The sequence below is a fragment of the Rhodococcoides fascians NBRC 12155 = LMG 3623 genome (genome assembly GCF_001894785.1).
Classification (GTDB): Bacteria; Actinomycetota; Actinomycetes; order Mycobacteriales; family Mycobacteriaceae; genus Rhodococcoides; species Rhodococcoides fascians.
On sequence record NZ_BCWW01000004.1, the window covers coordinates 263474 to 276668 of the forward strand.

The 13195-nt window shown below is 66.6% G+C and carries 12 protein-coding genes; 7 read left to right on the forward strand and 5 right to left on the reverse strand.

Going from position 1 to position 13195, the window contains the following annotated elements; genetic code table 11:
• The first annotated feature begins 17 nt into the window (after nucleotides 1-17).
• Nucleotides 18-2792 carry a DEAD/DEAH box helicase gene (locus tag RFA01S_RS12490; RefSeq protein ID WP_051365148.1) on the forward strand — a complete coding sequence of 925 codons (2775 nt, stop codon included), beginning with the start codon at nucleotides 18-20 and terminating at the stop codon, nucleotides 2790-2792.
• A gap of 122 nt (nucleotides 2793-2914) precedes the next feature.
• Nucleotides 2915-3919: a DUF4333 domain-containing protein gene (locus RFA01S_RS12495; protein ID WP_052060892.1), complete on the forward strand. Its 1005-nt coding sequence runs from the start codon at nucleotides 2915-2917 to the stop codon at nucleotides 3917-3919.
• Between the two features lie 6 nt (nucleotides 3920-3925).
• On the opposite strand, the gene RFA01S_RS12500 is transcribed toward RFA01S_RS12495, so the two are convergent.
• The gene (locus RFA01S_RS12500; protein ID WP_032408487.1) at nucleotides 3926-4903 is read right to left on the reverse strand and encodes a 5'-3' exonuclease; all 978 of its coding nucleotides are present in this window, start codon (nucleotides 4901-4903) and stop codon (nucleotides 3926-3928) included.
• 27 nt (nucleotides 4904-4930) lie between these two features.
• On the opposite strand from RFA01S_RS12500, the gene RFA01S_RS12505 reads away from it, so the two are divergent.
• On the forward strand, nucleotides 4931-6061 hold the full coding sequence (locus RFA01S_RS12505; RefSeq protein ID WP_032370541.1) for a M24 family metallopeptidase: 1131 nt from the start codon (nucleotides 4931-4933) through the stop codon (nucleotides 6059-6061).
• Nucleotides 6058-6645 (forward strand): nucleotidyltransferase family protein, encoded by a 588-nt coding sequence (locus RFA01S_RS12510; RefSeq protein ID WP_032408258.1) that lies wholly within the window; start codon nucleotides 6058-6060, stop codon nucleotides 6643-6645. Before RFA01S_RS12505 ends, RFA01S_RS12510 begins: the two co-directional genes overlap by 4 nt.
• Here the strand turns inward: RFA01S_RS12510 and RFA01S_RS12515 are convergent.
• A complete protein-coding gene (locus RFA01S_RS12515; protein WP_032365855.1) occupies nucleotides 6642-7055 on the reverse strand; it encodes a TIGR03618 family F420-dependent PPOX class oxidoreductase in 414 nt (137 codons plus the stop codon). The two genes, RFA01S_RS12510 and RFA01S_RS12515, sit on opposite strands and share 4 nt — an antisense overlap.
• 64 nt (nucleotides 7056-7119) lie before the next feature.
• Between RFA01S_RS12515 and dprE2 the strand changes: the two genes are divergently transcribed.
• Genes dprE2 through RFA01S_RS12530 form a run of 3 tightly spaced genes read left to right on the forward strand, consistent with a single transcriptional unit; the run spans nucleotide 7120 to nucleotide 9886 of the window.
• Nucleotides 7120-7878: a decaprenylphospho-beta-D-erythro-pentofuranosid-2-ulose 2-reductase gene (dprE2, locus tag RFA01S_RS12520; protein WP_027497101.1), complete on the forward strand. Its 759-nt coding sequence runs from the start codon at nucleotides 7120-7122 to the stop codon at nucleotides 7876-7878.
• Nucleotides 7851-9143, forward strand: a complete 1293-nt coding sequence (gene cbiE / locus RFA01S_RS12525) for a precorrin-6y C5,15-methyltransferase (decarboxylating) subunit CbiE (protein WP_237606212.1) — start codon at nucleotides 7851-7853, stop codon at nucleotides 9141-9143. The genes dprE2 and cbiE overlap by 28 nt, the downstream gene beginning before the upstream one ends.
• Nucleotides 9140-9886 carry a cobalt-precorrin-6A reductase gene (locus RFA01S_RS12530; protein ID WP_027497102.1) on the forward strand — a complete coding sequence of 249 codons (747 nt, stop codon included), beginning with the start codon at nucleotides 9140-9142 and terminating at the stop codon, nucleotides 9884-9886. Before cbiE ends, RFA01S_RS12530 begins: the two co-directional genes overlap by 4 nt.
• On the opposite strand, the gene RFA01S_RS12535 is transcribed toward RFA01S_RS12530, so the two are convergent.
• Genes RFA01S_RS12535 through cobG form a run of 3 tightly spaced genes read right to left on the reverse strand, consistent with a single transcriptional unit; the run spans nucleotide 9869 to nucleotide 13170 of the window.
• The gene (locus RFA01S_RS12535; RefSeq protein ID WP_027497103.1) at nucleotides 9869-11362 is read right to left on the reverse strand and encodes a precorrin-2 C(20)-methyltransferase; all 1494 of its coding nucleotides are present in this window, start codon (nucleotides 11360-11362) and stop codon (nucleotides 9869-9871) included. The genes RFA01S_RS12530 and RFA01S_RS12535 overlap by 18 nt on opposite strands.
• On the reverse strand, nucleotides 11359-11985 hold the full coding sequence (locus RFA01S_RS12540; RefSeq protein ID WP_027497104.1) for a precorrin-8X methylmutase: 627 nt from the start codon (nucleotides 11983-11985) through the stop codon (nucleotides 11359-11361). The genes RFA01S_RS12535 and RFA01S_RS12540 overlap by 4 nt, the downstream gene beginning before the upstream one ends.
• 54 nt (nucleotides 11986-12039) lie before the next feature.
• Nucleotides 12040-13170, reverse strand: a complete 1131-nt coding sequence (gene cobG, locus RFA01S_RS12545; protein ID WP_032365814.1) for a precorrin-3B synthase — start codon at nucleotides 13168-13170, stop codon at nucleotides 12040-12042.
• Between the last annotated feature and the right edge of the window lie 25 nt (nucleotides 13171-13195).

The window sequence follows — 13195 nt, forward strand, 5'->3', positions numbered from 1 at the left end:
AGCGACGGGGAGCGACCATGAGCGAGGCTGTTGTCGACACCCGGTCCAGGCCAGAACCCACGGAACTGCAACGGTTTTCCGCGGAGTTGAGTTTTCCGTTGGACCGCTTCCAAGTGGATGCGTGCACTGCATTGGAGAACGGTCACGGGGTGTTGGTCTGCGCCCCGACCGGCGCGGGCAAGACGGTGATCGGCGAGTTCGCGGTGCACCTGGCCCTCGCTGCCGGTCGCAAATGCTTCTACACCACCCCCATCAAGGCGCTCAGCAACCAGAAGTTCGCCGAGTTGACTGCGCGATACGGACGCGAGACGGTCGGTCTGTTGACCGGTGATTCGTCCATCAATCCGGATGCACCCATCGTCATCATGACGACCGAGGTGCTCCGCAACATGCTCTACGCATCCTCCGACGCACTGCGCGGGCTCTCGCACGTGGTGATGGACGAGGTGCACTACCTGGCGGATCGGTTCCGAGGTGCGGTGTGGGAAGAAGTAATCCTGCACCTGTCCGACGACGTGCGTCTGGTGAGCCTGTCCGCAACGGTCAGCAACGCCGAGGAGTTCGGCGCGTGGATGAGTACCGTTCGCGGCGACACCTCGGTCGTCGTGGACGAGAACCGTCCCGTTCCGCTCTCGCAGCACATCATGGTGGGCCGTCGGTTGTTCGATCTCTTCGACACCCGAGCACAGTCACCGGACGGCCACCAGAAGGTCGTCGTGGACCGAGACCTGGTGCGGCACGTCAAGCAGCGTCAGTCGCTGGACTCCATGGATCGGTGGCACGCACCGCACAGTCGAGGACGCGGAGGTCGAAGCGGGGGCGGCGGACGCGGCGGCCACCAGGGAGGCGGAGGTGCCAACCGTCCGCTGGCTCGTCCCGACGTGATCGCCAAGCTGGACGAGGAAGGTCTGCTCCCGGCCATCACGTTCATCTTCAGTCGTGCAGGCTGTGACGGGGCCCTGACTCAGTGCATGCGTTCGCGGCTGGTTCTGACGACGCCTGAGCAGGCCGAGGAGATCAGGTACATCGTCGAGAAGCACACCTCCGAACTCCCGCGCGAGGATCTGGAAGTGCTCGGCTTCTGGGAATGGCGAGATGCGCTCGAACGCGGGTTCGCCGCGCACCACGCCGGAATGCTGCCGGTCTTCCGCCACACCGTCGAGGAGCTGTTCGTCAAGGGATTGGTCAGAGCGGTGTTCGCCACCGAAACTCTGGCTCTCGGAATCAATATGCCTGCCCGAACCGTGGTGCTCGAAAAGCTGGTCAAGTTCAACGGTGAGACGCACGCGGAGCTGACACCGGGGGAGTACACCCAGCTGACCGGCCGGGCCGGGCGACGCGGCATCGACGTCGAGGGTCACGCGGTTGTGCTGTGGCAGCCCGGTACCGAACCGACCGAGGTGGCCGGACTCGCGTCGACGCGAACGTTTCCCCTCCGGAGCTCTTTCGCGCCCGCCTACAACATGTCGATCAATCTGATCGAACAGTTCGGGGCAGCGGATTCACGGCAGTTGCTCGAGCGGTCCTTCGCTCAGTTCCAGGCCGACCGGTCCGTCGTCGGCATGGTCCGCGGTATCGAGAAGAACATGAAGACGTTGGAGGCGCTCGGCGCAACGCTCGGTGGCCCCGACGGGGAGTACTTCGAGTACGCGCGACTGCGCGAGCGTCTGAAGGATCGAGAGAAGACCCTCGAGCGTCAGAACAGGTCCGATCGGCGGGACAAAGCCGTCGACTCGTTGCGTGCGTTGCGCCGCGGCGACGTGATCTCGGTGCCGTCCGGACGGCGCAGCGGACTGGCAGTGGTACTCGAACCGGACGACGATCGCGGCGATCCGCGGCCGCTCGTGCTGACCGAGGACAAATGGGCCGGCCGTCTGTCCGCTGCCGATTTCCCAACGCCGGCAACGCCTCTCGGCTCCATGCGATTGCCACGGTTCGTCGATCACCGCACCGCCAAGACCCGTCGGGATCTGGCGGCGGCATTGGTCACCCGCGGCATATCCCAGCCCTCCGATCGAGTGGGACGAAAGTCGACCGCCGCCGACGACAAGGAGTTGGCAACCCTGCGGCGGGCCATCCGCTCGCATCCGGTGCACAGCCGGCCGGATCGCGAGGAACTCTCTCGAACCGGCGAACGCTACAACCGGCTGGCCCGGGAGACCGAGTCGATGCGGCAGAAGGTGTCGGCCACGACGAACTCGTTGGCCCGAACGTTCGACCGCATTCTGGCTTTGCTGGCGGACCGCGGTTACGTGACCCCGGGCAAGGATCCCAAGGTGACCGACGACGGTGCGCGATTGAGCCGGATCTATTCCGAATCCGATCTTCTGGTCGCGGAATGCCTCCGCGGCGGACTGTGGCAGGGCTTGTCGGCCGCAGAGTTGGCCGCAGTGGTCTCGGCCGTGGTCTACGAGTCCCGCTCCGAGGGAGACATCACCCCACACGGCCCGACCGGACCCATCAGGCACGCGTTGACGGAGACCGTGCGGGTGTGGCACGAGCTGCGGGCCGACGAGGTTCGGCACAAACTGCCACCGACCAGAGAGCCGGACATGGGCTTCGTCAAAGCGATCTACAAGTGGGCTTCCGACCATTCGCTCGTCGACGCACTGGTCGCGGCAGGCGACAACGGCAAGGCGCTGTCCGGTGGCGACTTCGTCCGTTGGTGTCGGCAGGTCATCGACCTGCTCGACCAGGTCCGGCTCGCCGCTCCCGAACCCGAGCTGTCGCGAACCGCCGCCCGTGCCGTCGCCGCGCTGCGACAAGGAGTGGTGGCCGTCGATGCCGCGTGACAGATGCTGCGTGACGGGCGCTGCGTGACGGGCCGAAACCGGACTGCCGGGTCGGTACAGCGGACGCAGCGACAAGCGGGATACTGTACCCCCGACGGATTCGAGATTTCAGTGGAGGCGAGATGAGCGGCCCATACGGTCCGACCGACCCCGACAACAGTTGGTCACGAACGCCGGACCAGGACGGTGCCGCAAAGGACGGGCAGGAAGCTTCCACCGGCGAAGCTGCGGCGACATCCGAATCGCAGACTCCGACTCCGTCGGCGTGGGGACAGTACGCGCCGCCCACCGGCACCCCGACCACGCAGTACGGCGAACCTTCCGGAGGCGCATACGGCCAGTCTCCGCAGGGGCAAACTCCGCAGGGGCACTACCCACAGGGCGGGTATCCCCAGGGGCAATACCCCCAGGGCGCGTATCCGGCCGGGCCCTACCCGCAGCAGGGTCAGAATCCCCAGGTTCAGGGTCCGCAGGGGCAGTACCCGCAGGGCTACAACCCGCAGAATCCCACCGCACAGAACCCCACCGCACAGAACCCGACCGCGCAATACCCGGCGGGACAGCCGTACGGGGCACCGTATCCGGGGACCGGACAGCAGCCTGCCGGTGACGCCGCCTACCAAAACCCCTACGCACCACAACAATTCGGTGGCAGTGGGCAGTACGGTGCCGGCCAGTACGGTCAGCAGCCTCCCTTCGCGGGCGGGCAGAATCCGAATCAGCAGTATCCCGGTCAGCACTATCCCGGACAGCAGTATCCGGGCCAGTACCCCGGTCAGTTCCCGGGCCAGCAGCCAGGTCCCGGTCGCAGTGGCGCGCAGTCCAAGAAGCCGCTGATCATCGCGGGCTCCGTCATCGCCGTCGTGGCCGTGGTCGCGGCAGTGCTGTACTTCGCGTTCGGGCGCACGACCACCCTCGATACGACGGCTGCTCAGGACGGTATTCGCACGGTGTTGACCGAGTCCTACGGTGCCACGAACGTGTCGGGGGTGTCGTGCCCGCAGAACATCGAAGTCAAGGCCGGCACCAGCGTCGATTGCACGCTGACGGTCGACGGGGCGTTCAAGAAGGTGACGTTGACGTTCCTCAACGACGACGCCGACTACGAGGTCTCACTCCCGAAATAGCCCCGGTCAATTCTGCGACGCCGTGGCCGCCATCGCCGAGACCAGGCGGTCCACGGCGTTTCTGATTCCCAGGGTCTCCGCGAGCTTGTCGAGTGCCTCGAGATCTGCCGGTTCGGCCGGAATCTCGTCCGACCTCGACAGAACGACGTCGGCATCGGTGACGACCCGCACCACCGGCAGTGCCGCATCGAGGTAGTCGCTGGCGTTGGCCAGCTTCGCCCGAATTCCCTTGGCCATGTCCGACTCCGGATCGAGTGCCGCTGCACGCAGGGCCGCGACGGACTCGTACTGCAGCATGAGTGTGGAGGCCGTCTTCTCACCGACACCCTTGACACCCGGTAGCCCGTCCGACGCGTCACCGCGCAGAAGCGCCAATTCCGCGTAGGCCGCTCCCGCGCGGTGCAACGGGACGCCGTACCGCTCGGCCACCTCGACCGGGCCGAAAAGTTCTGCCTTGGCCAAGCCACGACCCACGTACAGCACCCGTACCTCGTTCGGTTCGTCCGCCGCCACCTGCAACAGATCTCGGTCGCCGCTGACCACGACGACGGGATCGCGTCGTTCCTGTGCAGCCAAGGTTCCGAGCACGTCGTCGGCCTCGAGGCCGACGGCCCCCGCGGTGGCAATTCCCAACGCCGCCAGGACGTCCATGATCATGTCCACCTGTGGTGTCAGGGTCTCGGGAACCTCTTCGCTCTCGGCCACATCCGGCGCTGCGTCGGCAACCCGGTGAGCCTTGTACGAGGGAACGAGGTCCACTCGGAACTGTGGACGCCAGTCGAGGTCGAGGCATACAGCCAATCGGCTCGGTTCGGTTCGCGTGATCAGGGCCGAGATCATGTCGAGGAAACCTCGCACGGCATTGACGGGACGGCCGTCGGGCGCCGTAATCGACTCGGGCAGAGCGTAGTAGGCCCTGAACCACAGGCTCGCGCCGTCGAGGAGCAGCAACGGCGACTTTCCGGGGGTGGTCATGGGGCTCATCTTGCCGTACGGCACTAGCCTGAAGGTATGAGTGTCGATTCTTCTCGTTTTCCCAGCGATGTCTACGCCTCCAGGCTCGCGCGCGCGGCCCGCCTGACGTCGGACGCAGGCTTGGACGCCCTGCTGATCACTCCGGGCCCGGATCTGCAGTATCTGATCGGGTCCACGGCCAGCTCGTTCGAGCGTCTCATCGCGTTGGTGGTGCCGGCCGACGGCAGCACTCCCAGCATCGTCGTGCCGCGGCTCGAACTCGCCGCGCTGGGTGACTCCGCCGCCGGGGACCTGTCACTGACGCTCGTCGATTGGGTGGACGGCGTCGATCCGTACGCGCTCGTGGCTGCGGCCGTACCGGCCGGCAGCAAGACCGCTGTCGCCGACGCAATGCCCGCCCTGCACTTCGTGCCGCTGGCAACGATTTTCGGGACCGTGCCGGTGCTGGCGACAGACGTTCTGCGCCAGCTGCGGATGATCAAGGACGACGCCGAGATCGATGCTCTGCGTCGAGCCGGTCATGCCATCGACCGGGTTCACGCCCGGATGGGCGAGTGGCTCCGAGTGGGCCGAACCGAAGCCCAGATCGCGGCAGACATCGCGACGGCGATCGTCGAGGAAGGCCACACCGCACCGGAATTCATCATCGTCGGCTCCGGTCCGCACGGTGCCGATCCGCACCACGAGGTCTCCGATCGTGTCGTCGAGGCCGGCGACGTGGTCGTCGTCGACATCGGTGGACCCGTTGCGCCGGGATACAACTCGGACTCCACTCGCACCTACAGTCTCGGAGAGCCTTCGGCCGAGGTCGCTACCCGGTACGCGGTACTGGAGCGAGCTCAGCAGGCCGCAGTCGACGCTGTGTCGCCGGGAGTCAGCGCGGAGTCCATCGACGCAGCCGCACGCGAGGTGTTGGTCGAAGCCGGTCTGGGAGAGGCGTTCCTGCACCGCACCGGACACGGTATCGGCCTGTCGGTGCACGAGGAGCCGTACATCGTGGCGGGCAACGACATCACTCTCACCGAGGGAATGGCGTTCAGCATCGAACCGGGCATCTATTTCCGGGGGCAGTGGGGTGCCAGGATCGAGGACATCGTCGTCGTGACGGCGGACGGGTGCGAATCGGTCAACCTCCGCCCCCACGGTCTCGCCGTGCTGCCGGTGTGACCGACGGCCGCCGAGCCGAGTTCGTCTCCGTCGTCAGGACGAATCCGATTGTGGCCGAGGTACTTCGGCGTGCGCCGCAGCTCGGGCTTTCGAATTGGTACCTGACGGCGGGCGGTCTGTTCCAAACCGTGTGGAATCACCTCGCCGACCGAGATCTCGGGGCCGGAATTCGCGACTACGACTTCTTCTATTTCGACGACACGGATCTGTCGTACGCCGCCGAGAACGACGTGATCGAGACCGCGGCCGACGTGTTCGCCGACCTCGGGGTCGACGTCGAAGTGCGTAATCAAGCGCGTGTACACCTGTGGTACGAGCAGCATTTCGGAGCGACGTTGGCTCCGTACCGAAGCTCCGAGGATGCCATCGACCACTTCGTGTCGACCACGTGCTGTTTCGGGATCACCGTGGACTTCCACGGTACGGACCGCGTCTATGCCCCACACGGCTTCGACGACCTGTTCGCCGGGATCGTCCGGCCGAATCCGCGATTGCCGATGCGGCACGTCTACGAGGCGAAGGCCGCGCGGTGGACCACCGAATGGCCGAACCTGACCGTTCTACCCTGGCCGACGGACGACTAGCGTCGCAGCAGCGAGCGGCTGCCCAGTACCCGCCGCACCGCTATCTCGACGACGACGCGGGTCGGATTCTCCCGCGGCACTCGATAGCGTCGGGCATAGCGGTTCTCCGCATCGGCGACCGACTCGTGGTCGTCACGAACGGTGGCCGGACCCTCCAACGTCAGCCAGCGGGCACCGTCGATCTGGGTGACGGCGGCGTAGGCACCGCGGCCGGCGTTGATCGCCTTCTGCGACACGTTGTTGGTGATGACACGGGCGACGTGCGCGTCCGCGTCGTAGGTGAACCCGACGGCGACGACATGGGGCGTGCCGTCCGGACGCAACGTCGTCAGCGTGGCGAGGTGCCGTTCGGTGAGGAATTCGATCGCCTCGTCGGTGAGGGCAGTCGCGTCAGCGGGGGTAGCGGCCATGACTCGACTGTAGTGACGTGCCCCGACTGCCACGAGCGGGGCTCGATCGGAGAGACTGTTCGGCGTGAGCAGACGATCTGAACCCGCCTCGGGAACGTTGTTGTTGCTCGGCGGCCGAAGCGAGATCGGTCTCGAGGTCGCCACTCGGCTGGCACCGGGACGAACGGTCGTACTGGCCGCTCGACGCAGTTCCGACCTGGCGACGCAAAGGTCACGTGTGCTGCAGGCAGGCGCGACGACCGTCTATGCGGTCGAGTTCGACGCGAACGCCATGGACACCCACGAGGAAATCCTGCGCTCCGTCGTGGAACGGCACGGGCCCATCGGGATCGTGGTGTTGGCGTTCGGGATTCTGGGGGATCAGACGCGCGCCGAGGACGACGCCGGGCATGCGCTGGAGGTGATCACGACCGACTTCCTGGCCCAGGCTTCCGTCCTCACCCACGCCGCGAAGGTACTGCGGGCGCAGAAGAGCGGCGATCTGGTGGTCTTCTCGTCCGTCGCGGGTGTCCGGGTCAGGCGGGCCAACTACGTCTACGGCTCGGCCAAAGCGGGTCTGGACGGTTTCGCCAGCGGACTGAGCGATTCCCTGCACGGCAGCGGCGTTCATCTGTTGCTCGCGCGCCCAGGGTTCGTCATCGGTTCGATGACCGAGGGCATGGACCCGGCACCGATGTCCAGCACACCCCATCAGGTGGCTGCCGCGGTGGTGGCTGCGCTGCGCAGCCGGAAGTCGACGGTGTGGATCCCCGGCACTCTTCGCCCGGTGTTCTTCGCGATGCGACTGCTTCCGCAATGGCTGTGGCGCAGGATGCCGCGCTGATGGCGGAGCCCAACCATCATCCCATCGCAGTGGTGGGAATCGGCGCGGACGGTTGGGACGGACTGTCTGCTGTCGCACGTGTCGTGGTCGAGCAGGCAGATGTCGTCTTCGGGTCGGCGAGGCAGCTCGCCGGCGTGGGGGACAGGTGCGCCGACGCTCGGGCGTGGCCCAGTCCGTTGCTGCCGAGCCTGCGGCCGATGATCGACTCCTGTGACGGCCGGACCGTGTGTGTGCTGGCCAGTGGCGACCCGATGTTTCACGGTATCGGTGTGAGCCTGGCTCGCGAATTCGGCGCCGAACGTCTGAGGGTGTATCCCGCACCGTCGTCGGTTTCGCTTGCCTGTGCGCGTCTGGGCTGGTCGCTCGCGCACACCACGACGGTGTCGCTGGTGAACAGCCCGGTCGAGACCGTCCTCCCGGAACTCGGCCACGGTCGTCGACTTCTCGTACTGAGCCGAGGCAGCTCGACACCGAGTGACGTGTGTGCGCTCTTGCGTGACAACGGTTTCGGTGCCAGTACGGTGAGCGTGCTCGAACAACTCGGCGGCCCGGCCGAACGCGTCACCCGGGGGACGGCGACGGACTCGACGTTCGCCGACGCCGACCCGCTCAACGTTGTCGCGCTCGAATGCGTTCGAGATCGCGGCGCCACCAGACTCACTCGCGTTCCGGGCCTGCCCGATTCGCAGTACACCGGCGACGGTCAGATGACCAAGCAGGAAGTGCGCGCACTGACGCTGTGCGCGTTGGCGCCCGGAGCCGGCGAGGTCCTGTGGGACGTCGGCGGAGGCTCGGGGACGATCGCCATCGAATGGATGCGCACCGATCCATCGTGTCGCGCAGTGACATTCGAGTCGTCCGGGGATCGTCGACACCAGATCACGACCAACGCACAACGGCTCGGGGTGCCCGGGCTGGCCGTGCTCGGCACTGCGCCCGGGGCTTTCGAAGAGGTCCCCGGCAGTGCAGGCGTTCCGGACGCGGTGTTCGTCGGCGGCGGGGCGACCGAGCCGGGCATGATCGAGCGGTGCTGGGCGGCCGTGCGTCCCGGTGGCCGATTGGTCGCCAATTCGGTGACCGCAGAATCGGATTCACTGCTGCTCTCGGCAGCTGCACGATACGGCGGTAGGCTGCGCCGGTTCCAGATCTACCGGGGTGAGCCGTTGGGGTCCTTCACCACCTGGCGACCACAACTGCCGGTCACCCAGTGGTGCGTGACGAAACCCTGGGGTGCGCCCGACGGGGCGGATGCGGACGAGCAGTGAAGGTCCTACTCCTGGGCGGCACGTCCGAATCCAGGCAACTCGCCGCCGCCGTGGCGGGCGTGCCCGGGATCGAGTTGATCACCTCGCTGGCCGGGCGCGTCGCCGAGCCGGCGCCGGTGTCGGGCCATACCAGGATCGGCGGTTTCGGCGGTGCCGACGCATTGGCACGGTGGATTCGAGACAACGCCGTCGATGCACTGGTCGACGCGACGCACCCGTTTGCCGCCACCATCACCGCGCATGCCGACTACGCTGCTCGGACAACCGGTGTCGCTCATCTCGTGCTGACCCGGCCACCGTGGATCGCGTCGGCGGACGACCAGTGGACCACCGTGGCATCCCTACCCGAGGCGGCCGCATCGATAGAACCGGGTAGTCGGGTGTTCCTCACCATCGGCAGGCAAGGCGTTCACCATTTCGCCGGAGTCGCCGATGCGTGGTTCCTGATTCGTTCGATAGATCCACCGACCGGTGCCGTTCCCCCTCGCGCCACCCTCGAGCTCGGCCGCGGGCCGTTCGACCTCGCGCACGAGTCGGCAATGCTCGCCGACAACCGAATAGACCTGCTGATCACCAAGAACAGCGGCGGCACGATGACCCGCGCCAAGCTCGACGCGGCGCGATCGGCCTCGATTCCCGTTCTGATGATCTCGCGACCCACCGTCGACATCTCGGCATTGACGGTCGACGAGGTCGATGCCGCCGCTCGGTGGTTGATCGAACGCCTACGCGTCACTCCCTGACGGGTAGCGCCGCGACGTGAACACTTTCGGACCGCTTCCGGTCTCCACCACCATCGTCATCGAGGAGCCGATGATGAGCAGGCACCGCATGTCGATCGACTCGGGATCGAGTTCGCCGAGGGTCACGGTGCGCACCGATTCCTGCGCACTGCCTACCGCCCGCCCGATCACCACCGGCGTCTCCGATGAACGATGTTCGAGCAGAACATCTTTCATGGCCGCGACCTGCCAGGTGCGGGTCTTCGACGCCGGGTTGTAGATCGCGATCGCCATGTCGGCTTCGGCCACTGCCGAGAGTCGTCGGGCCACCACGTCCCAGGGCTTGAGTCGATCGGAGAGGGAGATGACGGCGTAGTCGTGTCCGAGCGGCGCGCCGACGCGGCTGGCAACAGCATTGGCTGCCGTCATTCCCGGGACCACGCGTACCGGTACCGAACTCCACTGCTGTTCTGCTGCAACCTCGATGACCGCTGTCGCCATCGCGAACACGCCCGGATCACCCGAGGACACCACAGCGACGCGGCGACCCTGTTTGGCGAGGTCGAGGGCGAATGCCGCGCGCTCGGATTCGACCTTGTTGTCGCTTGCATGCCGAATCTGGCCGGGTCGCTGAGGAACTCGATCGATGTAAGTGATGTATCCGACCAGATCGGTCGCCGCCGCGAGTTCGGCTCGCACTTCGTCCGTCGTCCACACGTCGTCGCCCGGACCGAGACCGACGACGACCACTTCGCCGGTGCTGGTGGGCATGTCGGTTCGATTCGACGGACTCGGCACGACGATCATCGAGAAGTACGGCACGTTGTCCGCGTCGGCTGCATCGAGGACGCGTTGCTCGGCTGTACTGGCCCGCTCGACGTACCGCGCTTCGTCGAGCCTGCCGGATCGTTCCAATGCATCGAGCACGGTCGGATAGGTTCGACCGAGTTTCATGATGACCGCGGCGTCGGTGCCGCGGAGTCGGCGAGTGAGTTCGTTCACCGGCAAGGTGCCGGGGAGGACGGTGAAAACCTCGTCGCGCTCCACCAATGGAGTCGCCAGGGCGGCCGATGCAGCACTCACCGAGGTCACGCCGGGAACCACCTCGACCTCGAACCGGTGTGCCAGGCGTTTGTGCATGTGCATGTACGAGCTGTAGAACAGTGGATCGCCCTCGGCCAGAAGCACAACCGATCGGCCGGCGTCGAGATGAGCGGCGAGCCGTGCGGCAGCGGACTCGTAGAACTCGTCGATGGCCCCCTGATACCCACCGGGATGAGCCGTCGCCTCGGTGGTCACCGGATACACCAGGTGTTCCTCGATCTGCCCGTCGCGCATGTAACCGGCCGCGAGGGCGCGCGAGATGCTGCGACCGTGCCGAGCACTGTGGAACGCGACGACATCGGCCTCGCCGATCACGCGAGCGGCCTTGACGGTCAACAACTCCGGGTCGCCCGGGCCGACGCCCACTCCCCACAACTTTCCGCTGGAGCTCATTCTTGTTCGCTCGCAATGGCATTGACCGCGGCGACGGTGATGGGGCTGCCACCGCGTCTGCCCCGGACGACCAGATATTCCACGCCGAGGTCGGCGGCTATCAGGTCTTCCTTCGACTCCGCAGCGCCGATGAATCCGACCGGGCCGCCGACGATGGCTGCGGGCTTCGGAGCTCCGGCCGCGAGCATTTCCATGAGGTGGAACAGGGCGGTCGGCGCGTTTCCGATCGCGACGACGGCACCGCCCAGCTTGTCACCCCACAACTCCAGCGCGGCAGCGGTTCTCGTGGTGCCCATACTCCGAGCCAAATCCGGCACCCGAGGATCGGACAGGGTGCACAGCACCTCGTTGTCGGCCGGCAGACGGCGACGAGTGATACCGGCGGCAACCATATTGGCGTCGCACAACACGGGTGCCCCTGCGCGCAGGGCAGTTCGGGCGGACTCCACCACGTCGGGCGTGAAGCCGATCGTCTCGGTCAGGTCGATCTCACCGACAGCGTGAATCATGCGCACGACGACCTGGGCGACGTCCGGGGTGAACCGAGACAGATCCGCTTCGGCGCGGATGGTTGCGAAAGACTGGCGGTAGATCTCCGCGCCGTCACGGATGTAGTCGTGCATGCGTGTCACGATAGGGGAGAGGGACCCCTCAGCCGGAAGCCGGTCTCCAGGTGCTCAGGACACCTGGTAGCCGATTCCCGTCGCAATGACGTCGGTCACCTCGCCTTTGGGTCGGCCGCATCGACGCTCGCAACCGGACCAATGCTGCCGCTCGTCCCGTGGCGTCATCCGCGCATCGACCGCGGCCGCTAGGTCGGCTCGGACGTCGGCGAGGGACTTCTCGCAACCGGGCGATCCGGTGCAGGCACTGACTCGGATCCACGGTGACGCGGCGTCGAAGATCAGGCCCATGGGTGCGAGAACTCGAACGACCTGTTCGGCCGGTTCCTCGTCCAGATCACCCACGATCAGCGATCGCCACGGCGTCACGATCAGCGGACGATCGACGGCAGCGAGGAATTCGGCCAACCGCGCGCCGAGGACGCCGTTGGCCAGACCTGCGCCGAGCGCAACGTGGCCATCGTCCTGATCGAGCCAGCCGATCGGTGGCACCTCGACCGGCGCAGGCATGGCCAGTACCGGTCCGGCCTGCAACCCGAGCACGTCGACGATGCGCGCGGCACCGCCGTCCAGTTCCGCCAGTCGCCATTCCTTGTGGCGCAACCGGACGAAGGCATCCGCGCAGTCGAGCAGAGTCGAGACCACGTGCTCGCGGTCGACGCGTACACCGCTGTCGCGTCCTGCCAACAGCACTGCGAACGACCCGTCGGCCTGGGCGTACACCCCGAAGTCGGGTTCGAGTCCGCACAGATCCCCACGGCCGTCGTCCAGGGCGAACAATGTCCGGCCTGGCAGTCCGGCGAGCTCGGGGCGAGCGCACACGGCAGCGTCGAGCTCGCCGACGAGACTGCGGACGTCGTTGAGTCCGCCGACCCGGCCCGACAGCGGCGAGGCGAGAATGTTGCGCACGCGCTCGTGCGTCGGAGACGGCAGCAACCCGGCGGCGGCCAACCTGTTCGCGAGCTCGTCCGGGTCCGAGACCGCACGAACCTGAATGTTGCCCCTCGACGTGAGTTCGAGCGAGCCGTCGCCGAGCTCGGCCGCGGCCTCGGCCAGGACCTGCATCTGCTCCGGCAGCACGAGGCCGCCCGGGAGCCGGATTCTGGCCAACGGACCGTCCGCCGCGCGGTGCGTCGACAGAGCTCCGGGGCAGCCGTCGGGCACGGACCTACTGGGCGAACTCATGTTCACCAGGCTACAAGTGCGACGG